Source organism: Citrobacter freundii complex sp. CFNIH4 (assembly GCF_002934505.1).
GTDB classification, from domain to species: domain Bacteria; phylum Pseudomonadota; class Gammaproteobacteria; order Enterobacterales; family Enterobacteriaceae; genus Citrobacter; species Citrobacter freundii.
Window position 1 is genome coordinate 2,355,335 of the sequence record NZ_CP026231.1, and the last position, 21,050, is coordinate 2,376,384.

The 21,050-nt window shown below is 55.0% G+C and carries 24 protein-coding genes; 3 read left to right on the top strand and 21 right to left on the bottom strand.

Features of this window, described 5'->3' with window-relative positions; all coding sequences use genetic code 11:
- The first annotated feature begins 42 nt into the window (after window positions 1-42).
- From C2U41_RS12245 to C2U41_RS12255, 3 genes are read left to right on the top strand one after another with little or no spacing between them, the layout of a single operon-like run.
- Window positions 43-1,080 carry an extracellular solute-binding protein gene (locus C2U41_RS12245; RefSeq protein WP_003030303.1) on the top strand — a complete coding sequence of 346 codons (1,038 nt, stop codon included), beginning with the start codon at window positions 43-45 and terminating at the stop codon, window positions 1,078-1,080.
- Window positions 1,064-2,752: an ABC transporter permease gene (locus tag C2U41_RS12250; RefSeq protein WP_048217365.1), complete on the top strand. Its 1,689-nt coding sequence runs from the start codon at window positions 1,064-1,066 to the stop codon at window positions 2,750-2,752. The genes C2U41_RS12245 and C2U41_RS12250 overlap by 17 nt, the downstream gene beginning before the upstream one ends.
- A gap of 10 nt (window positions 2,753-2,762) precedes the next feature.
- Window positions 2,763-3,446 carry an ABC transporter ATP-binding protein gene (locus tag C2U41_RS12255; RefSeq protein ID WP_048217364.1) on the top strand — a complete coding sequence of 228 codons (684 nt, stop codon included), beginning with the start codon at window positions 2,763-2,765 and terminating at the stop codon, window positions 3,444-3,446.
- Between the two features lie 24 nt (window positions 3,447-3,470).
- On the opposite strand, the gene ldtA is transcribed toward C2U41_RS12255, so the two are convergent.
- From ldtA to C2U41_RS12360, 21 genes are all read right to left on the bottom strand, one after another.
- Window positions 3,471-4,400 carry a L,D-transpeptidase gene (gene ldtA, locus C2U41_RS12260; RefSeq protein ID WP_003839047.1) on the bottom strand — a complete coding sequence of 310 codons (930 nt, stop codon included), beginning with the start codon at window positions 4,398-4,400 and terminating at the stop codon, window positions 3,471-3,473.
- A gap of 127 nt (window positions 4,401-4,527) precedes the next feature.
- The gene (gene cobT, locus C2U41_RS12265; RefSeq protein WP_103848419.1) at window positions 4,528-5,592 is read right to left on the bottom strand and encodes a nicotinate-nucleotide--dimethylbenzimidazole phosphoribosyltransferase; all 1,065 of its coding nucleotides are present in this window, start codon (window positions 5,590-5,592) and stop codon (window positions 4,528-4,530) included.
- 24 nt (window positions 5,593-5,616) lie between these two features.
- Complete coding sequence (gene cobS / locus C2U41_RS12270; RefSeq protein WP_103848418.1) at window positions 5,617-6,360, bottom strand: adenosylcobinamide-GDP ribazoletransferase; 744 nt, start codon at window positions 6,358-6,360, stop codon at window positions 5,617-5,619.
- Window positions 6,357-6,902 (bottom strand): bifunctional adenosylcobinamide kinase/adenosylcobinamide-phosphate guanylyltransferase, encoded by a 546-nt coding sequence (gene cobU / locus C2U41_RS12275; RefSeq protein ID WP_003030294.1) that lies wholly within the window; start codon window positions 6,900-6,902, stop codon window positions 6,357-6,359. The genes cobS and cobU overlap by 4 nt, the downstream gene beginning before the upstream one ends.
- Window positions 6,899-8,419, bottom strand: coding sequence for a cobyric acid synthase (locus C2U41_RS12280; RefSeq protein WP_003844229.1), 1,521 nt, complete (start codon window positions 8,417-8,419; stop codon window positions 6,899-6,901). Before C2U41_RS12280 ends, cobU begins: the two co-directional genes overlap by 4 nt.
- A complete protein-coding gene (locus tag C2U41_RS12285) occupies window positions 8,416-9,231 on the bottom strand; it encodes an energy-coupling factor ABC transporter ATP-binding protein (RefSeq protein ID WP_003839037.1) in 816 nt (271 codons plus the stop codon). The genes C2U41_RS12280 and C2U41_RS12285 overlap by 4 nt, the downstream gene beginning before the upstream one ends.
- A gap of 8 nt (window positions 9,232-9,239) precedes the next feature.
- Window positions 9,240-9,917, bottom strand: coding sequence for an energy-coupling factor ABC transporter transmembrane protein (locus C2U41_RS12290; protein WP_003030290.1), 678 nt, complete (start codon window positions 9,915-9,917; stop codon window positions 9,240-9,242).
- The gene (locus tag C2U41_RS12295; protein WP_003030289.1) at window positions 9,904-10,185 is read right to left on the bottom strand and encodes an energy-coupling factor ABC transporter substrate-binding protein; all 282 of its coding nucleotides are present in this window, start codon (window positions 10,183-10,185) and stop codon (window positions 9,904-9,906) included. The genes C2U41_RS12290 and C2U41_RS12295 overlap by 14 nt, the downstream gene beginning before the upstream one ends.
- 2 nt (window positions 10,186-10,187) lie before the next feature.
- Entirely contained in the window at window positions 10,188-10,925 is a 738-nt protein-coding gene (gene cbiM / locus C2U41_RS12300) for a cobalt ECF transporter S component CbiM (protein WP_003834098.1), read from the bottom strand.
- Window positions 10,922-11,635, bottom strand: a complete 714-nt coding sequence (locus C2U41_RS12305; protein WP_003839034.1) for a cobalt-factor II C(20)-methyltransferase — start codon at window positions 11,633-11,635, stop codon at window positions 10,922-10,924. Before C2U41_RS12305 ends, cbiM begins: the two co-directional genes overlap by 4 nt.
- Entirely contained in the window at window positions 11,632-12,426 is a 795-nt protein-coding gene (cbiK, locus tag C2U41_RS12310) for a sirohydrochlorin cobaltochelatase (protein WP_103848417.1), read from the bottom strand. Before cbiK ends, C2U41_RS12305 begins: the two co-directional genes overlap by 4 nt.
- Window positions 12,427-12,436: 10 nt before the next feature.
- On the bottom strand, window positions 12,437-13,222 hold the full coding sequence (locus C2U41_RS12315) for a cobalt-precorrin-6A reductase (protein ID WP_103848416.1): 786 nt from the start codon (window positions 13,220-13,222) through the stop codon (window positions 12,437-12,439).
- Entirely contained in the window at window positions 13,219-13,944 is a 726-nt protein-coding gene (locus C2U41_RS12320; RefSeq protein WP_003030278.1) for a precorrin-3B C(17)-methyltransferase, read from the bottom strand. The genes C2U41_RS12315 and C2U41_RS12320 overlap by 4 nt, the downstream gene beginning before the upstream one ends.
- Entirely contained in the window at window positions 13,944-14,999 is a 1,056-nt protein-coding gene (gene cbiG, locus C2U41_RS12325; RefSeq protein WP_003030276.1) for a cobalt-precorrin 5A hydrolase, read from the bottom strand. The genes C2U41_RS12320 and cbiG overlap by 1 nt, the downstream gene beginning before the upstream one ends.
- Window positions 14,980-15,753: a cobalt-precorrin-4 methyltransferase gene (locus tag C2U41_RS12330; RefSeq protein ID WP_003030275.1), complete on the bottom strand. Its 774-nt coding sequence runs from the start codon at window positions 15,751-15,753 to the stop codon at window positions 14,980-14,982. Before C2U41_RS12330 ends, cbiG begins: the two co-directional genes overlap by 20 nt.
- Window positions 15,746-16,315: a decarboxylating cobalt-precorrin-6B (C(15))-methyltransferase gene (locus C2U41_RS12335; RefSeq protein ID WP_003030273.1), complete on the bottom strand. Its 570-nt coding sequence runs from the start codon at window positions 16,313-16,315 to the stop codon at window positions 15,746-15,748. Before C2U41_RS12335 ends, C2U41_RS12330 begins: the two co-directional genes overlap by 8 nt.
- A complete protein-coding gene (locus C2U41_RS12340; protein WP_016150568.1) occupies window positions 16,305-16,910 on the bottom strand; it encodes a cobalt-precorrin-7 (C(5))-methyltransferase in 606 nt (201 codons plus the stop codon). The genes C2U41_RS12335 and C2U41_RS12340 overlap by 11 nt, the downstream gene beginning before the upstream one ends.
- Window positions 16,904-18,040 carry a cobalt-precorrin-5B (C(1))-methyltransferase CbiD gene (gene cbiD, locus C2U41_RS12345; protein ID WP_032943892.1) on the bottom strand — a complete coding sequence of 379 codons (1,137 nt, stop codon included), beginning with the start codon at window positions 18,038-18,040 and terminating at the stop codon, window positions 16,904-16,906. Before cbiD ends, C2U41_RS12340 begins: the two co-directional genes overlap by 7 nt.
- On the bottom strand, window positions 18,037-18,669 hold the full coding sequence (locus C2U41_RS12350) for a cobalt-precorrin-8 methylmutase (RefSeq protein ID WP_003030267.1): 633 nt from the start codon (window positions 18,667-18,669) through the stop codon (window positions 18,037-18,039). Before C2U41_RS12350 ends, cbiD begins: the two co-directional genes overlap by 4 nt.
- 10 nt (window positions 18,670-18,679) lie before the next feature.
- A complete protein-coding gene (gene cbiB, locus C2U41_RS12355) occupies window positions 18,680-19,639 on the bottom strand; it encodes an adenosylcobinamide-phosphate synthase CbiB (protein ID WP_003839024.1) in 960 nt (319 codons plus the stop codon).
- Window positions 19,636-21,015, bottom strand: coding sequence for a cobyrinate a,c-diamide synthase (locus C2U41_RS12360; RefSeq protein WP_048217359.1), 1,380 nt, complete (start codon window positions 21,013-21,015; stop codon window positions 19,636-19,638). Before C2U41_RS12360 ends, cbiB begins: the two co-directional genes overlap by 4 nt.
- Window positions 21,016-21,050 lie beyond the last annotated feature (35 nt).

The window sequence follows — 21,050 nt, forward strand, 5'->3', positions numbered from 1 at the left end:
GCTCGGTTCACTGTACGTTCCAATTACTCTGGGATATAAACGATGAATTCTCTGCCTCGCGCCGGACTGCGCCGTATCACTCTTGCCTCTTCCCTGGTCTTCTCAGTTAGCCTACCGGCTTTCGCTCAGGAAACGTTAACGCTCTATACAACCCGTGAACCGGGTCTGATCCAGCCTTTGCTTGATAGCTGGACCAAAACCAGCGGCATCAAAGTCAGTACGGTCTATATCAAGGACGGTATGCTTGAGCGCGTTAAAGCTGAAGGTAAAAATTCACCTGCCGACCTGCTGATGACCGTCGATGCCGGTAATCTCATTGATTTAGTGGAAGCGGGTGTAACTCAGCCAGTAGAGTCAGAAGCACTGAAAACCGCTATTCCGGCTAATCTGCGCGGTGCAGATAATCAGTGGTTTGCGCTGTCGATGCGTGCCCGCGTGCTGTATGCCGAGAAGTCACTGCCAATCGATAACTGGCATTACGAACAACTCGCCAGCCCTGAGTACAAAGGTAAAGTCTGTATTCGTTCCGGACAGCACCCGTATAACACGGCGCTGATCGCCGCAATGATTGCTCATCACGGCGAAGCAAAGACCGAAGAATGGCTGCGCGGTGTGAAAGCTAACCTGGCGCGTAAAGCTACTGGTGGCGATCGCGATGTTGCTCGCGATATCCTCGGCGGCATTTGCGATATTGGTCTCGCCAACTCCTATTACGTCGGCCATATGAAAAATGCCAAAGAAGGCAGCGATGCGCGTCAATGGGGCGATGCGATTAAAGTCGTTAAACCTACCTTTGAAAATGGCGGTACACACGTCAACATCAGTGGTGCAGCTGTAGCCCGCTATGCGCCAAATAAAGCCGATGCCGTTAAGCTGATGGAATATCTGGTTTCAGCACCTGCCCAGCAGCAATATGCGAAAGCGAACTTCGAATACCCGGTACTGAAAGGCGTGACGCTTGACCCGGTTATCAACGCAACTATTGGCGAAATCGACGTCGATAAAACACCATTAACCGAAATCGTTAAATATCGTAAACAAGCTAGTCTGCTGGTAGATAAAGTTGGATTCGATCAATAAACCTCTGCAGTTTCCGACGTTACGCGGCCTGGTTTCCGGGCCGCAGTCATTATTAACGCCGCTACATCTTGGCGCACTGTGCGTAGCACTTGGCGTTCTGACACCGATCATAGCGCTGATTTGGCAGGCTACCCAGGCCGATTTATCTCACTGGGATAATCTCCTGACGTATGTACTACCTGCAGCACTAAAAAATACCGTGCTGTTATTAGCCGGTGTCGCGGTGATGGTCGGCGTGATTGGCGTAGGCAGCGCATGGGCGGTAACGGCATGGGATTTCCCCGGACGTAAAATACTTAGCTGGGCGTTACTGTTGCCGCTGGCGATGCCGACCTACATTGTGGCCTTTGCGTGGCTTGATCTGCTGCATCCGATTGGCCCCCTGCAAACCTTTATCCGTTTTTTACTGGGTTTTGACAGCCCAAGACAGTTCCGTCTGCCAGATTTACGCTCACTTTCCGGCGCAATCATCCTACTCGGATTGGTGCTTTACCCATACGTGTATCTGACAACCCGTGCCATGTTTATTAGCCAACCGGCCCATTTACTGGAAGCCGCACGCACGCTGGGATGCAGCGCAACCGGAACCTTCTTTCGTGTTGCATTGCCCATGGCCCGTCCGGCACTGGCCGTTGGGATCAGCCTTGCACTGCTGGAAACGCTCAACGATATTGGCGCATCGGAGTTTCTCGGGGTACAGACGTTAACCGTTACCGTGTACACCACATGGATCTCGCGTTCTGATTTATCTGCCGCGGCACAAATTGCCTGCATGATGCTGATGTTTATATTCCTTATTCTGACGCTGGAATTTTATGGTCGCAGAAAACAAGGATTCAGCAGTCGCAGCCTACGGGAAATTCAACCTACGCGCGTGCAGGGCTGGCGTGGCTGGCTGCTCGGTGGCGTTATTTCACTGCCTGTCCTGCTGGGTTTTCTGGCTCCGGTTCTGTTTTTAATGTGGGAAAGCGCCAAACGCATAGGTGATGAGAATCCGCTTTCCTCTTCGTTACTGTCAGCATTACAAAATACGCTATCGCTGGCGGCGGGAACCACGCTGGTGGTGGTTTGCGTCAGTATGTTAGTGGCCTGGAGCGCGCGTCATAGCGCCGCAGACAACGCCATGCCAGGATTTCGTCGCGGCGTGATGCGTCTGGCTTCTTTAGGCTATGCAGTCCCCGGCACGATTCTGGCAATTGGTTTTTTGACACCAGCCATGGCGGTCGACCGCTGGCTGGCCGATTTACTGGATGTTCGTGGTCTGCCGCTGATGTCCGCCGGGATCCTGCTGGTAATTTGTTGTGCCATGCGATTCCAGGCGATTGCCATTGGCGCACTGGATTCTGGTCTGGGCCGTATCCCCCCCTCGCTGGAACAGGCGTCTCGTCTGTTGGGTGAGAATGGTACGGGGACGTTTGCACGGGTCCATTTTCCCCTGCTGCGCCCAGCGTTAGTCAGCAGTGCCCTGCTGGTTTTTGCCGATGCCATGAAAGAACTGCCAACAACGTTGCTTTTGCGCCCGGTCAATTTCGAAACGCTGGCAACATTGTTGTATGCGGAAGCCGCCCGTGGAACCTATGAAGAAGGTGCTATCGCCGCGCTAATGATTGTTTTAGCTGGCACGCTACCGGTTATTTTGTTGGTGCGTCACCAAATGACTCGCCGTGGTTAAGAGAGCAACAATGTCAGAAATTGCATTACGACTCCAGGATGTACACATTACTTATGGCAACAGCCAGCAATCGGTACTGAGCGGATTTTCAATGTCCGTACATAAAGGTGAAATCGCCTGTCTGCTGGGCGCTTCAGGCTGCGGAAAAACCACGGTGCTACGCGCAGTTGCCGGATTTGAACGCCTGCAAAACGGAGAGATCTATGTGTCACAGCGCCGTGTTGCCGGTCCCGGCATTCATCTGCCACCGGAAAAACGTCATGTCGGCATGGTCTTCCAGGAATATGCGTTATTCCCCCATCTGACCGCGCAGCAAAATGTGGCCTTTGGATTGCGTCGCATGCCGCGTGAGGAACAACAGGCCAGAGTGACTGAGCTGTTGAAAATGGTGGAGTTACACAGCCATGCCAACCGCTATCCGCATGAGCTTTCAGGCGGGCAACAACAGCGTATCGCCCTTGCGCGCGCGTTGGCACCACATCCGGAAATCCTGTTACTGGATGAACCCTTTTCCAGCCTTGATAAGCGCACGCGTGAACGTCTTGGCAACGAGGTACGGGATATTTTGCGCGCTGCCGGACAAACGGCACTGCTTGTTACCCACAGCGAACACGAAGCTCAACTAATGGCAGACCATATTGGCGTGGTAAAAATGGGGCAGTATCAAATAAAAAAAGCGACCCATCCGACCTGAAGGTCACCAGGGTCGCCCTGAAAATTAATAATGTTTCTGTACCAGGCTGATGTTCACCGGCATACCGGAACGTCTTTCCAGTGCCTGGTTCCCACGGCTCACATCCACGTCATTCCCGCTGATAAAGGTACGCAGAGCGGGAGTGACTGGCAAAGGTACCTTTCTGTCAGACTCGTATTCCGAACGATTTCGCGACAGCGGCTCATGCACTTCCACCCAACGACTACCGTCCGGCTCTTCGCTGTATTTCACCGGTCGGTCAATTAATTGTACACGGGTCCCTACAGGCACCGTATCAAACAGGTACTTGATGTCGTCATTCCGCAAACGGATACACCCCTGGCTTACCCGCAGACCAATACCGAAATTGGCATTTGTCCCGTGAATGGCATAAAGCCTGCCGATATAAATTGCATACAGGCCCATCGGATTTTCTGGCCCGGCAGGAACAAATGCTGGCAAGCTTTCCCCGCGAGCGGCGTATTCGCGTCGGGTATTTGGCGTCGGTGTCCAGCTTGGTGCTTCCTGCTTACGCTCTACCGCCGTCACCCAGTTGCGCGGCGTTTCTCTACCCGCCTGACCAATGCCAATGGGTAAAACCTCAACCGTATTGCTGCCAGCAGGATAATAGTAAAGCCGCATCTCGGCGACGTTGATGACAATCCCCTCGCGTACGGTATCCGGTAATATCAGTTGCTGCGGCACGACCAGCGTTGAACCCGATTTAGGCAGAAAAACATCGACGCCCGGATTGGCTTCAAGCATATTGCTCAACCCCTGCCCGTACTGAGCGGCAAATGCCTCCAGCGGCTTGGTATTACCTGGTGGAACCGTAATAGTCAAAGGGCTACCCACCAGGCGACTGCCCTCTGGCGGCAGTGGATAACTCACCGCCTGCGCGCCCTGACTCGCAAGCAGCATAATGAGTGAACAAAGCAGTTTTACACGACGCATCTTTTTCCTTTCCTTCGTCGCAGCAGATATCCGTTAATTATAGCTTTTATTATCTGTTTTAGTGGGTTACGACATATTTGCGCATAAAAAAACCTCGCCAACAGGCGAGGTTCAGGTTGAGCGGTAACTACGCTTCCTTACCATCCGGAAGCACGATGTTACTGGCGGCTAACTGCCCCATATTGTTGTACATCGCACAAGCAGCCTCAACAATTGGCATCGCCAACGCGGCCCCACTGCCTTCGCCCAAACGCATCCCCATATTCAGATACGGATCCAATTCAAGATGCGCCAGCGCGGTACGGGCGCCCTTCTCAGCGGAGAAATGTGACGGGATTAGGTAGGGTTTAATTTGTGGTGCAATCTGGCAGGCCGCCAGCGCAGCAGAATAAGAAAGAAAACCATCCAGCACGACCGGCAGGCCGCAGGAGGCCGCCCCCAACATTACCCCTGCCATGCCGACAAGATCGAACCCACCAACTTTAGCCAGCACATCGACACCGTCATGGCGATCCGGCTGATTGACGGCAATTGCCCGACGCACAACGTCTACCTTATTCCCCACCCGAGAAAGAGGAAGGTTAGCGCCAATACCCACGACTTCCTCAGCATCACTGCCGGTAAGCACGCTAACAATGGCCGCCGCAGGTGTAGTATTTGCCATACCAAGCTCACCGACACCAAACAGCGTCACACCGTCTTTGGCCAGTTCATGGGTATAGCGAATGACTTCCAGCAACAGCTCCTCGGCCTGCGAACGGCTCATTGCCGGGCCTTCGGCTATATTGCCGCAGCCGCGTGCCACACGCATATTCACCACGCCGGGAATAGGTTCAGCATCAATCCCCACATCTATCACATGGACCTTCGCCCCCGCCTGAGCGGCGAGGACGCAGACGCCGGTCGTTCCACGCGTCATATTGGCAGCCTGTATAGCCGTGACAACTTTAGGTGAAACGGCAACCCCTTCATCCCACACGCCGTGATCGGCGCACATCACCAGCATCGCTTTGCCATTCACATGCGGCACACCCTTCAGGCCAGGCATCCCGGCCAATTGCACGGCGAGAGATTCGAGTCGCCCCAAGCTTCCCGGCGGCTTAAGCAAACCGTCGATATGCTGCTGCGCGCGCAGCATCGCGGCACTGTCAGGTAATGGGATCGCGCGGTGTAAAGAGGTTAAAGTCTGCATAAGGGTTCCAGTATGTGGGCTGACTCAGAGCAGAGCCAGCAAGAAAATCAACTCGCCAAGTTCAATGGCAGCGCCCAGCGTATCGCCGGTTTGCCCACCCAACGTGCGTTTTAATAACTGCCCAAGAATAAAAATCGCCACCATTGTGACAACCAGCGCTGCCACGCCGCGCATGCCGGGAAGCAGCACGGCGGCAAGGATCGCCGCCAATCCCAACGTAACGCAGGTTTGACGCCCGGTGACTTTACCAATAAAAACGTTGCCCAGCCCTTCTTCGCGGGCATAGCGATGCCGATACATCAGCAACACCGCCGTTCCTCGCCCGGCGACACATGCCGCCGCCAGCGCAGCCAGCATCGGCGTGCCACGCAAAGCCAGTTCGCTCACCACCAGCACCTTCGCCAGTAAAACGAAAATTAACGCCAGTCCACCGTGGGTTCCCAGACGACTGTCGCGCATGATTTCCAGCATCCGCTCGCGTCGACGCGCCGAAAAAATGCCGTCACAGGTATCCGCCAGACCATCCAGATGAAATCCCCCGGTCAATAACGCCAGCGTCAGCACCGCAAAAAGGGCGGCCAACGGTATACCGCACCAGGTCTGGAGCGCCATGAAGATCAGCCCCGTCAACCCTCCCAACACGACGCCAATCAGGGGGAACATCACAATACCGCGGGAATAGTGCTCGAAATCCAGTCCTTGCGACCAGCGAGCAGGAACGGGCAAGCGACTGATAAAAGAGAGCATTGCCCAGAACAACTTACTCATTTAATTTTGACTCCAATTCCTGATACCACCAGCCAGACCTCATCAGCCGCCGCCGCCAGTCGCTGGTTCACGCGTCCTGCAATATCACGAAAATGCCGCGCCAGACGGTTCTCCGGCACAATCCCCATTCCCACTTCGTTAGTGACCAACACGATCTTTGCCGGGCAGCGCTGACAGGCTGCAATCAGCGAACGGATTTCACCTTCGATAGACTGCTCCATCGCCGCGTAATCCCAGCTATCCGGATCGCTGTCACCGCCCAGAGCAAACAGCAGGTTGGTCACCATCGTAGTGATGCATTCAAGCAGAATGGCTTCCTGAGGATCGTTCGCTGCCGTGATCAGTTCATCAAGATGTTGCCAACGTTCGGCTGTACGCCAGTGCGCAGGACGTCCATCGCGATGATGCTGAATTCGCGCAGCCATCTCCTCATCAAAAATCTGCGAAGTCGCAATATACAAAACGTTTGGGGAATCAGCGATCAGCGCTTCCGCATGCCGACTCTTACCGCTTCGCGCGCCGCCAGTAACCAGAATCATCATACTGGCTCCCGGTGTTGCTGCATGATGGTATAAATTTTCTCAATATCGATGTGTTGCCGCATCGCATCCGCCAGCAGATCAAACTGCTGCGATTTATATTGCGCGTAATGGAAGGTGGAATCCAGCGGAGCTAACCCTTTACGTTCTCGCAGGCCATTGACCAACGCACGGGTGAAATCATCGCTGTCGAAAAGACCGTGAAGATAGGTGCCGAACGCCAGACCATCCGCAGTGACCGCGCCGTCAACCACGTTGCCGCCGTCTTTGTGCAACGTCATCACCGACTGACATTCATCGGTTAATGCTGTTTCGCCCATATGAATTTCATAACCGCGAACGGATAGCCCCGCCGTGCCCGCCAGCCAGTCAGGCAGCGATGAGGACATTTGCCCCTCAACCAGGGTCGTGGTTTTGTGCTGGGCAAAATGGGTTACGGTATTGAGCAAGCCCAGCCCCGGCAGCGTACCGAGTCCTGACTCCACTTCATCAATGATGGTATCGCCGAGCATTTGATAACCGCCGCAAATCCCCACCACCGGTACGTTATTACGATGCAATTGCACGACGCCATGCGCCATCCCGCTTTCACGCAGCCACACCAGATCGCCAAGGGTATTTTTGCTGCCGGGCAAAATCACCAGATCGGCCCCCGCCAGCTCTTCAGGCTGGCGAACATAGCGCACACGCACATCCGGCTGCGCAGCAAGCGCATTGAAATCCGTAAAGTTAGAAATGTGCGGTATTTGCACAACGGCGATGTCGATGTCGCGTTTATCAGTGCGCAAATACTTGCCCTTTTGCAGCGCAACGCCATCTTCATCTTCCAGATCAACATCCAGCCATGGCATCACGCCCAGCACCGGAACACCGGTCAGCGCTTCAATTTGCTCGATACCGGAGTGCAGCAGCGTCACATCACCGCGAAACTTATTGATGATCACCCCTTTTACGCGTGCGCGTTCGTGATCGTGCAACAGCGCCAGCGTGCCGTAAATGGAGGCGAATACCCCACCACGATCGATATCCGCCACCAAAACGACAGGGCACTGCGCCATTTCTGCCATGCCCATATTGACGATATCGCGATCGCGCAGGTTAATCTCTGCCGGGCTCCCCGCACCTTCCAGCACCAGCACATCGAACTCCTGCGCCAGGCTGTTATAAACTGACAGGATCTGTTCCCGCAGACGTGGTTTGTACTCGTGGTAACTCACCGCGTCCATATCCGTCGCTACTTTGCCCATCAGCACTACCTGCGCTTTGCGATCGCTGGTCGGTTTAAGCAGAACCGGGTTCATACGCACATCTGGCGTAATACCTGCGGCTTCAGCCTGAAAAATTTGCGCGCGGCCCATTTCTTTTCCCTCTGGCGTAATGCCAGAGTTCAGCGCCATGTTCTGCGATTTGAACGGTGCGGTATGCAGTCCATCCTGATAAAAAATACGACACAGCCCGGCGACCAATACGCTTTTACCCACATCAGATGCCGTTCCCTGCAACATTATTGCCTGCGTCATGACGCCTCCTTCAGTGCGTTCTCTCGCATACAGCTAAAAAATTCAGCCTCTGTTTTACACAGCGGGAAGCCCAACTCGGTATGCAGCTTCACCAGCCAGGGCTGAGTTAATCCCGCTTGTTCAATAAGATCCGTACGGGCGAAAACGTCACCTGGCGTGCCGTGCGTGAGTACTTCGCCCCGGCGTAAAACGTACACCGCATCGCTGACTTCATAGATAAGATCGATATCATGGCTTGAAATTACGACATGGTTTCCTTGCGCTACGATGCGTTTGATAATCTCAATCATCTGCGTGCGGCCTGACGGGTCGAGGCCCGCAGTAGGTTCATCCAGCAGCAGATACTGCGCCTGCAACACCAACGCCCCGGCTATCGCTACGCGTTTTTTTTGCCCATGGCTTAAACACTGAATGGGCTGATGGCGAAAATGCTGGGCGTCGACCAGCGTAAGCGCATCTTCCACGCGTCGGGCGATTTCAGCCTCATCCACCCCGAGATTGCGCAGGCTAAAGGCGATATCGCTGTCGATATCGGTATAAAAAATTTGCTGATCGGGGTCCTGAAATACCGTTGCCACCTGTTGACGCAGCGCCAGCAGGCCGCGTTTACTGTAATCCAGCGGTTTGCCCTGCCACATCACCGCGCCTTGCTGTGGGCGCAATAAGCCACTCAGGTTCATAAACAGCGTGGATTTCCCGCAACCATTAGCGCCTACCAACCCGGTGACGGCATGCGTAGAAAAATCCAGCGTTAGCCCTTTGAGGATCGGGTCATCCTGATAGCGAAACCAAAGCGCTGAGGTGGCAAGCATACTTTTCCTTACAGGTGAAAATCACCCTGATAAAGTTTGATATCCAGTGTGGTGGTCATTTGCTGGTAGCGGATCAACACGCGAGTGAACAGCAATCCCACCAGCATTGCCAGAGAGCGGTAGCCCAACGGCAAGCTACGATAACCAAAACGCAGCGTTTGTGCGCGGTGAATAGCCAGCGCCTCGTCTAACAGAATAAAAATAAACCGCCAGGTCAGCAGGATCTGCTCAGTTAGCAGGCGAGGAACGTGCGCGCGTTTGAGTAGGATAATTAATTGCGGAAACGGCAGATTCAGTACCAGCCAGAAGGTTGCCGCCAGCGCTGCAAGGCTGCGCCAGAATGTTTCATTCGCTGTCACCAGACCTGGTGCGCTGATCCCCAACCAGTAACTTCCCACAGGTATGCTGGCCAACAGCGTCTGTGGATCGCGGCTGATGCTAAACAGGATGGTCACTACGCCAACCGCCAGAAAACCAAACGGTAATGCCATCCAACGGCACCAGCGCCAGAAGGAAATACGCAGCAGCCAGCAGCTCAGCGCGGCAATCAATAACAGCTCAATACCCTGCCCCAACGGGGGCAGAGTAAACGCCAGAATCATCATCACCAGCCAGAGCAGAAATTTCCGCACTGGCGAGACATGAACCCAACGGCTTTGATAGCTAAGCCTGTCAAGCCCGGTCATCACGGCGTTGCCTGCCCTTGGTATAACCCAGAATATAGAAAATCACGGCTGCGCCCAGCGATCCCTGAAGTGTAAACAGCAGACTTTCAATTTCACCGCTTGCCGGTTCATACAGCGGCTGGAACCAGGGTTCATAATGCGGGGCAATAGCCTGAATCTGACTCTCCGCCTCACCGTCTGAACCGCCGTACTCTCCACCGTGGTTGATAAAGAACGGCAGGATCACCAGCGCCACTACCATGCCCAATATAATCAGCGTCTTTTTCATCGTTAATGTCCTTGTGCGGTTATTAACTGGCGTTTGGTTAGCTGATCGTAAATCAGCACGGTGAGTAACCCTTCCGCAATCGCGATTGGGATCTGCGTCAGACAGAAAATCCCCATGAACTTAATGATTGAACCGGTAGCGCCAGCAGAGGGATCCGGGAACGCCACGCCCAGCTGTACCGACGTCACGAAATAGGTGACGAGATCCGCCAGCATCGCGCACAAGAAGACGCAAACATCACGACGCAGCCCTGCACGGCAGGCCATTTTCCACACCATGTAACCCACTACCGGGCCAATTACCGCCATCGACATGCCGTTCGCGCCAAGCGTCGTTAAACCACCGTGTGCCAGCAGCAGTGCCTGGAACAGCAGAACGATCGCCCCGAGGATGGCCACTACGCCAGGTCCAAACAGGATAACTGCCAGGCCTACGCCGGTAGGGTGTGAACAACTTCCGGTAACGGAAGGAATTTTCAGCGCCGACAGCACAAAAATAAAGGCGCCGCACAGTGCCAGTAAAACTTTCTGGTGGTTATCTTCCTGCACGATTTGGCGCAAGCGCACCAGACCGTACCACAGGCAGGGTAAAAACAGCAGCCACCATGCCAGCGCCCACATCGGCGGCAAGAAGCCTTCCATAATGTGCATGGCGAACGCTTGCTCAGGAACAATCATCAGTAATAGCGCCGCAGCCAACCCGCTGAAAGACAGCTGTTTTAGCTGTTGTTCAAGCTTCATTGTGCATACTCCCACTGTTTGTTGACCAGAATGGTCGAGAAATAAGGCAGCGGCTGATCGTCGCTCACCTCATCGAGATGACGCCAGCACTGTTCACCTGGCAGCGTGGCTTCAGACATCATTAATGCGCAGCCCAACAAACCTTCTTGTTGCAGCAGCGCTTTGATACGCGCAAAACGACCGTACACTTTCATCAACACCAGACTGTCATGCTGCTTTAACGCCTGCTGAATTTCAGCTTCCGGCGCGGTACAGGAGACCACTGCCAGCGATTGTTGCTCCATGGCGAGCGGGGTTTTCGAACGCGCGGCAATCGCAGCGAAAGAAGTCACGCCCGGGACGATTTCTAACCAGTCAGGCGAACCAATGCGCTGCAGTAAAAAGACCCAGGTACTGAACAGCATGGCGTCGCCGAGCGTAATAAAACCTACTTTTTTTCCAGCTTCGACTTCCTGAACCAGCGCGGTTGCAACCTCATCCCAGACGGCCTCTTTTTCCGCGCTGTCGGCACTCATGGGAAAATGGCAGCAGCGGACCTCGGTCTGCTCGCCGATATACTCCCGTACAATCGACAGCGCCAGGCTATCGCCGCCTTTACGCCCGGCAGGCGCATAGAGAATATCCAGCATGCCCAGCGTACGTGCAGCACGTACGGTGATCAGATCGGAAGCGCCAGGTCCGGTGCTTAATGCGTACAGTTTCCCGCTCATGCTGCTTCCTCCAGCGCCACATTAAGCGCCTGCTGTAAATGTGCCACGAACATGGCGCGAACCGCCGGATTCTCACCCAGTCCACTGAGCCATGGCGTAGCCTTTATCCCGGCCGCATTGAACAATGTTTTCCACGAATCATCTTCGTCAGAGGCCATATCATTGATGGCATGGTCACCAGCAACTAACATCAGCGGCATCAGATGCACCGCCGTCACCCCTTCCTGAGATAAACTTTCAATCAGCACATCTACTTCCGGATAGCTTTCCACCGCCCCAACCCGCGCCGGAAAGCGCTGCGTCGTCATCATATGGTCGAGACAGGCATAGGCGGCAAAGGCATGATGGCTGGCGCCGTGTCCCATAAACACCACTTTTTCATTTTCTCTAAGCGTCGGCATTTGCTGTTGCAGCGCCAGCATCAGCTGGGCGTAATCTTCATGGCTGCTCAGTAGCGGTACACCCAACGTCAGGCGTGAAAACAGCGGACGCATACTTTGCACTTCGCGGACAATTTTTTCGTATTCGTCGCCATTGATAATGTGCAGCGACTGAATAGCCACATCCTGATACCCCTGCTCCGCCAGTTTTTGCAGCGCCTGCAGCGGTGTGTCGATTTCAATGCCGTCACGCTGCTTGAGCTTGCGGATAATCATCCCGGAGGTAAACGCCCGGAACAGGTCGCGATCAGGGCAACTGGCTGCGAGATCGCGCTCACAGGCCACAATATTTTTTTCACAGGTGTCGTGATAGCTGGTGCCAAAGCTGACCACCAGAAGCGCCTTTTTCATCTCTAACTCCTTAAGCCGCGGCCAGCCAGCGCGTTAAACGCGCCGCAAAGGCGGCCTGACTTTCCAGTAACTCGTCTCCCGTCACCAACGGTGCCGGACGTGCAATCACGATGCAGGGGATACCGGCATCCAGACAGGGTTGAACTTTTTCCTGATAACCACCTTCAGCGCCTGAAGCCTTAGTGATCACCACATCAGCCTGACACTGGCGATAAAACGCGGCGTTGAACTCGGCGCTAAACGGCCCACACAGTGCGAAGATTTCACCGACGCCAAATCCCAGATCCGCGCATTGCTGAATGACCTCAGGAACAGGCAGAACACGCGCCAGCAGCGTTTTTTCAGGCAACCCTTCGCGCCAGGTGGCCAGATCTTTACTACCGGTCGTCAGCAGCACGCGATCGCCGAAGCGTCGCGCCACCTCACAGGCTTGCGGAATACTTTGTACGGTATAAAGCTGCGGGTGAGTTAATCCGCTCAACTGCTCAGGGCGCTGGTAGCGGCTCAGCAGTACGCCCGCCGCTTCGCAGGCATTCATAATGTTGCGACTCACCACCTCGGCGTACGGATGCGAGGCATCGATCACCCAGCGCGTCTGATTTTCCTGCAGCCAGGCAATCATTTGCTCGCGTTCCAGACGCCCGCAGCGCACCTGGCCTTTGATGTCTCCCGCCAGCTGCTTTCCCGTCGGGGTCGCAACGGACAGGGTGTAGGCCACGTTTGCTGCATCCAGTTGCTGGCACAGCATGCGCGCGTCGCTGGTGCCGCCCATGACCAGCACATCACCATAATTCACAGCACATAACCTCGTGGCGTGATCATCAGGCCGTCCTGAACATAGGTTGTTTTATTGCCCACGATCACAAGACTGGTCATATCAACCGGCTCAAAGTCCATTTCACCCAGCGTGGTCAGCCATTTTTCCTGCTTTTTACGTCCGGCTGACTTCACAATACCAACCGGCGTTTGTGCGCTCTTGCTGGCAGATAACAGCTCAAATGCGCGCGCCAGATGTCCTTCGCGACCCCGACTGCGTGGGTTGTAGAAACAGATAACAAAATCGGCCTCACCGGCGGCAACGATGCGTTTTTCGATAACCGGCCACGGCGTTAACAGATCGCTTAAGCTGATGTGGCAGAAATCGTGCATCAACGGCGCACCCAGCAAAGAGGCGGCGGCAATGCTGGCGGTCATCCCTGGGATTAGCCTGACCTCAACGTCCAGCTTTTGCTTGCTGACCAGTTCGAGCACCAGCCCGGCCATACCGTAAATCCCCGCGTCACCGCTGCTGATCAGCGCCACGTTGTGCCCCGCCTGCGCCAGTTCGATCGCCGCCTGACAGCGTTCAATCTCTTTGCACATCCCGGTTTTGATCACCTGCTTGTCGCCAGTGAACGCTTTTACCAGATGGGTGTAGGTTTTATAGCCCACGATGATTTCCGCTGCCTGCAGTGCTTCAACGGCTTCCATGGTCATCATTGCCTGCGAGCCAGGGCCAATTCCAATTACGCTTAACATCAGTGTGAAACTCCCAAAGTGATAGTGACGCCCTGTTCTCGCAGGGTCTCGCCTAACAGTTGTCCGTGGCTCAACAGCCAGGCTGCAGGACCAGAAACGCTTCCTGTACCCACCGTTTTGCGAACAAACGATGAGGCCGGAAAACGGTGCTCATGCTCACGCAGCGCGTCAGCAGTAAAGGTTTCGAAAGGAACGCGGCAGCATGAAGCCAGTTGGATAAGTCCCTGTTCATCTTTTTTCAGCGTGATGCTGCCAATCGCTTTTAGCGCCAGCGGATCGAGCTGTTGGGCTTCGAGTTGGCGGGCAAGCAGCGCAGCCAGCAGCGGGAACGGCGTATCACGGCGACAACCAATTCCGGCCACAACCCGCTGCGGCACCAGCTTCCAGTGCGGAACAGGCAGCTCAGGTAAATTGGTGCGTAAGGTGATGCACACCAAAGCATCCAGTTCAGGGAGTTGGTTGAGATCGGTGACCGTAATAAATCCGCGCCGGTCGCAATGGCTGACATCCTGCGTCAGTTCGTCATCCCACCACAGCCCAACCCGCTTATTGCTGACCAACATCTGATTGACGATCTTCACCGCCGAACGGAAATCACTCATTCGGGCATTCAGTTGAAATGCCAGCGTATCCAGTGCCGCCATATCGTTCACATCCGTCGCGGTGGTGATAACCGGGTCGGCACCCAACATGCCCGCCAGATAACGAGCCAACGCATTAGCACCGCCCGCATGACCGGAGAGCAGGCTGATGACATGCTGGGCACGTTCATCAATGACCACCACCGCCGGATCGCAAAACTTGTCGTTGACCAGCGGGGCCAGTACGCGCACCGCAATGCCGGTCGCCCCGATAAAAATCAGCGCCGAATAATTCGTAAACGCTTCGCGAGCGGTATTCGCAAAGCCGTTTTCGAAGGGAATAAACCCCTCCTCCAGCAGCTTTTCACTGGTAAAACAGGTAACCGGCAGCATAGCTGCCAGACGTTTCGCCAGCACAACGCCGCCAGGAGTCAGGCAAAAAAGCGCAATTGACTCAGGCTTTACGGTATTCATGGCTAAAGTCCGCCGCATAGAGTTTGGAGTAGTGATACTCCGAGCCCAGGAAATTACCGACCAGAATAAGGGCCGTTTTACGGATGCCAGCATCGCGAACCTTGTCGCCAATATCCGCCAGGGTCCCGCGCACGGTCTGGCTTTCCGGCCAGGTCGCTTTATAGATCACCGCTACGGGCGTGGTCGCCGGATAGCCGCCTTCAATCAGACGCTCAGCCACCCGATGAATACGCTGGACGGAAAGATATATCGCCATTGATGTCTGGTGGCTGGCAAAAGACTCCAGCTGTTCACGCTCTGGTACCGGGGTGCGGCCTTCCAGGCGCGTAATGATCAGGCTCTGTGACACTTCGGGCACGGTATACTCAACACCCAGCTCCGCCGCCGCGCCGAGGAACGCGCTGACGCCGGGCACCACCTGCCAGTCAATCCCGCGTTTGGTCAGCTCCTCGCCCTGCTCGCGCACGGAACCATACAACGAGACATCGCCGGTTTGCAGACGCACAACGGTCTTACCCGCTTTCACTCCGGCTTCCATCAGATCAAGGATCTGCTCCAGATGCAGTTCGGCACTGTCGTGACATTCAGCACCAGCAGGGCAATACTCCAGCAGTTCGGTGTTAATCAGCGATCCGGCGTAGATAACAACCTGCGCCTGTTGCAGCAACCGGTAACCTTTGAGGGTAATCAGCTCGCGATCGCCAGGACCTGCGCCAACAAACCACACGCTACGGGGATCAAAAATCTCAGACATGGTTTCCTTCCTTCTGACAGGCGATAACAAATACGGGGTTATTCGGTTTAAAATAGTGACCACTGCCAAGCGCGGTAAGCGAGGAAACCTGTAGCTGCAGGCAATCCACTCCCTGTACGCCAAGATGGTCCAGATGTGTTAGCGCGGTGTTGAGGTTTTCCTGGAGGATAAATGTCATCACCAAACGCCCTGCGGGATGCAATTGACGCATCGACCAGTCAATCAGGTCGGTCAGATGACCACCGCTGCCGCCCATAAAAATGGCATCGGCTTTTTCCGCGATGGTCATGGGAGCAACGCCGGGAAAAATATCGATATTTGCGCAGGCAAAATGCTGGCGGTTTTCATCCAACAACCTGAGCGCCGCCGGGTTACGTTCGATGGCCGTTACACGTAATCCGGGATATTGCAACGCCGCCTCTATCGACACGCTGCCGGTTCCGGCGCCTATATCAATCAGGTGACTGGCGCGGTGTAATTCAAGTTTTGAGAGGGCAAGTGCGCGTACCGCTTCTTTGGTCATCGGCACTTTCTCTCCACGCAGAAACAGCTCATCTTTCATCGAGGATCACCACTGCATTCATGTCATAGTCGGCGTTAACTTCACGCACAGGCAGGAAATGGATCTTTTCGTTTTCCATCGCCAGGTTTTCGCCAATCACCATCCAGCGATGCCCCTTGCCTCGGGCAATGAGCTGCTGCGCGATTTCACGCGGGCCACACAGCGCATCAGTCACCATCGCTACCTTGTTATGTCGCGCCAGCTCATCAAAACAGACGCTGCGGCCATGGCTACTGGTCAGCCACATATCGTTCATATCAATACCGGACTGCGCACACAGGTACTGCACCGCACTAATGCCGGGAATAATCCGCACATTCTCAATACCAAAATGCGCCACCATGCGCGTCCCGATGCCGTAAAACAGCGGATCGCCAGATGCCAGTACCACAACATGCTTCTCCTGGTGCGCGCTAATCCAGCTCAGGAGTTCCGGGATATTGGCGCCAAGAGCAAACTGTTCACCGGCAAAATCCGTGAATTGCTGCAAATGCCGCTTTCCACCGACCAGAACATCCGCCGCCGCGACCGCTTCACGTGCCGCAGGCGTCATCAAATGCAAACCGGCGGGGCCCATCCCTACAACGGTTAACATTGCATCTCCTCAGCAATTTCTGCGACCGGACGATTACTGCCAAGAACCTGATTATCAAAGGAAAACATGATGGCATCGCAGGTCGGCGGATTTTTGGTAAAGCGCAATGTTTGCAGAACACGCATACAAATGCGCTGAGCCAGATGGTCATAAATGTGCTGGAAACCGTATGCCTCGATATGTTCCATCGCCGCTTCGGTGGTATCGCACTCGCTGACCAGCGTCAGCAGCTCCAGCGGTGCGCCAAGTAATGCGAGGTGGGCCACCAGCGTTTCCATGCGGGCATCGGCAATATGGCTATGGGTATGGAAGATCCCCGCCGCGATTTTGACGAGCTTACCGGGATGTCCCACCAGCACAATTTGCCGGAATCCAAGACGTACGGCTTCTTCAATCATGTAGCCGACAAAGTTGCTCATGGTGACCACAACCTGGGTGTCGATACCCATCTGCTCGCGCACAAAACGCTCGCCGTGGTTTCCCGGCACCAGTACGACACGCTCCAGCCCAGCCGCCCGCTTAATTTCCAGCTCCAGCGACAGAGAACGTTTCCAGCTCTCTTCCGACATCGGCGTGACAATACCCGTGGTACCGATAATCGAAATGCCGCCCAGAATGCCAAGGCGGGAGTTGTAGGTTTTTTGCGCCCGTTCTTCACCTTCTGGCGCGAAGATTTCAATCTGCGCCCCACGATTTGGGCCAATCGCTTCGCGGACGGCAGATTCAATGGTCTGGCGAGGTGTACGGTTAATCGCCGAACTACCGACCGGTAGGCCAATCCCTTTGCGGGTTACCGTACCAACCCCTTCACCGCCCTGTAAGGCAATCACGCCACTATCGTCTAACGTCACGCGCGCAAAAATCAGCATCCCATGTGTGGCGTCCACATCATCACCACCGTCTTTGCGGATGGCGGCTATCGCCTGCTGCCCTTCGATATGTGGCGACTCAACATTCAGGCACAACGTCACCCCGGAAGGCGTGACGATGGAAACCTGATGGATGAGGTGTTGGCGCAATACCATCAACGCTGCCACTTTTGCCGCCGCCGTGGCGCACGATCCCGTGGTATATCCTTTACGCAGCGCTTTACCGTTGTGCCACACCGGCGTATCGAAGGCCTCGCTCATCGCGCCCCCTGCATGTGATAAAGCATGGCGTTGACGATAGCGGCAGCGACATTACTCCCCCCTTTACGGCCTAACGCGGCAATGGCGGGCAACTTGCTTTGGGTCAAGGCATCTTTCGACTCTTCTGCACCAACGAACCCGACCGGTACGCCAACCACACCGCTGACAGCGACATCATGCTCAAGCAGGCGAAACAGCGCTGTCGGCGCGTTGCCAAAGACAAACAGCTTTTCCCCCTCTTCCTTCACCGCAATGTCGACAGCAGCCATGGACCGGGTAATACCCTGCTCTTTTGCCGTACGCACAACCCTCGGGTCACTGATGTAACAGCGGCATTCACCGCCGAATTTTGCCAGCAGCGTTTTATTGATCCCGGAAAGCGCCATCGTGGTGTCGGTATAAATCACGCTCGAACGGCTAAGCGCCGCACAAAACTGCTCCAGCACATCACTGGAAAACCACAGAATGTCCAGCCAGTCGAAATCTGCCGTCGTGTGAATGACCCGCTTGATAATGGCTTCATGTAACGGACTGGCAAACTGATAGTCCGGACGGGTTTCACGGATGATCTCGCCAATAATGTCGAAACTTTTGGCTTCAATCGCCTGGGGTTGCTGGATATATTGCATTATGTTGTCCTCAGGCTACACCGGCCCACAGCCACCGCAGCGCAATAAACAGCGCCAGTGCCAGCGTCGATGCCACCCACATCAGTCGAATCGTATGGGAAATGTCGTCTACCGAAATGTCGCGTTGTGCATCACCGATCCACGGTTTCTCAACGCGCTCGCCAAAGTAGTCATTAGGACCACCCAGACGAATGCCTAATGCCCCGGCTACGGATGCCTCTGACCACGCGCAGTTTGGGCTGCTGTGGTTGTAGCGATCGCGCCAGCCAATCTGTAAAGCTCGCGAGCCGTCTTTACGGCATAAAAATGCCGCCACGCCCAGCAGCAGCCAGCTCAGTCTTGCAGGAATAAAGTTCGCGACATCGTCCAGACGCGCGCTGACCATACCGATAGCGCGGTATTTTTCATGTTTGTAGCCCACCATGGAGTCAAGGGTGTTTACCGCTTTGTAGGCCATCGCCAGGGGCGCACCGCCGAGAAGGAGAAAAAACAGCGGCGCGATAATGCCGTCTACGGTGTTTTCAGCCACGGTTTCCACCACCGCACGATTGATCTGTTGCGGTTGCAGTTGCGAGGTATCACGCCCCACTATCCACGACAGTTTTTCCCGACTCGCAGCAAGGTCACCGGCCCGTAGAGGACGTTCGACATCCTGTGCGGCATTCGCCAGGCATCGCCCGGCCAGCACGGTAAAGATCATCCATACCTCTACCACCCAACCCAACCAGGGGTGAACAGATTTTGCCAGTACCAGCACGCCCCAGGACGCAGCCCAGGTCAGACCAACCACCACAATCCACATCACCGCGCCACCAATGCGCAGCGCTCGGTCGCTATGACAATAACGCCGAATAATTCGCTGCACGGCAGAAATCAGATTGCCAATCCAGCGCACCGGATGCGGCCAGTTCTGCGGATCACCGATGATAAAATCAAGCAGCCAGGCAACACACCACGCAAGGATCGTCATAGCGCGCTCCTCGCGGCTGTCAGCCAGTGGCTAAGCATCTGCGGACGTTGAGCAAAATGAACGTGTAAATAGCTGGCAAAGGTGTTTCCAACCTGCCAGCCGCCGGACCAGGCTTGCAGCGTTTTACCATCGCGCACTTTGCGACAGTTCATCACCGCTGGCGTTTCAGGGGTAAAATCGGAATAGTGGAATTCATGCCCGCGCAGCACTTCGCCTTCTGCTGCTAACAATGTTTGCTGTGCGGCCTGCGCTTCGCAGTAGCCAAATCGGGTCAGACGTTTTCCCATTTTGCTGTGGCCGGGAATGATATCCGCCATCAGCCAGGTATCGCCGTTACTGTCCTCAAGCGAACTGCCGAGATACATCAGCCCCCCACACTCTGCGTAAATCGCGACGCCACGTTGATGTGCCGCTCGCAATTGCTTCAGCATCGAGACATTGCGAGCCAGCGCCGCAGCGTGTAGCTCAGGATATCCACCGCCTAACCAGATCATCTGACAGTCGGGTAAGCAGGTGTCGTGCAACGGGCTAAAACGAACAATATTAAGCCCCGTGCGTTCCAGCAGCGTAATGTTGTCCGGGTAGTAGAAGTTGAAGGCTTCGTCATCGGCAATTGCAAGCGTTAGCCCTGCTCCAGCATCTGGGGCAGGCAGCGCGGGCCATTCGCCAGCAGGAAGATTGGTTGACTGGCTTAATGTCAGCAGTGCGTCAATATCAAGGGTTTGCTCCAGCGTGGCAGCAAACTCCTGCCACGGTTGCTGATTGATAACCGACTCACGTGCGGTGACTAAACCCAAATGTCGTTCGGGAAGGGCAACCCCATCCATACGGGGTACGTAACCTAAGACGGGTACATCGCAGTAACGTTCGATTGCGACTTTCAGTAACTGGTAATGCGTTTCGCTGTTAACCCGATTAACAATAACGCCAGCGATGTTCAGGGTGGGATCAAAATGCTGAAAACCCATTACCGTTGCGGCGATTGAGGTGGAAACGGCTTTGCCATCAACCAGTAAGATGACCGGACAGCCTAACTGTTTAGCCATCGCGGCGGTGCTGCAGTAGTTTGGGTCGGTACCATAGCCGTCATACAGCCCCATCACACCTTCAATAACAGCGATATCCGCATGTTGCATCTGCTCATTGAATAGAGCGTTCAGCGTGGGGACGGGAAGCATAAAGCTATCAAGATTGCGGGAAGCAGTACCGCATACCGCTGTATGCCAGCCGGTATCAAGGTAATCAGGACCCACTTTGCAAGGCTGGACGCGCAAACCGCGTTTTTTCAACAAGCTCAACAAGCCCAGCGTCACCGTGGTTTTACCACAGCCGCTTCCGGTACCTGCAAGAACAAATGCGTGAAAATTGGCCGCCATACCCTGATCCTGTTCAGGGTGGTAGGGGTGTAGAG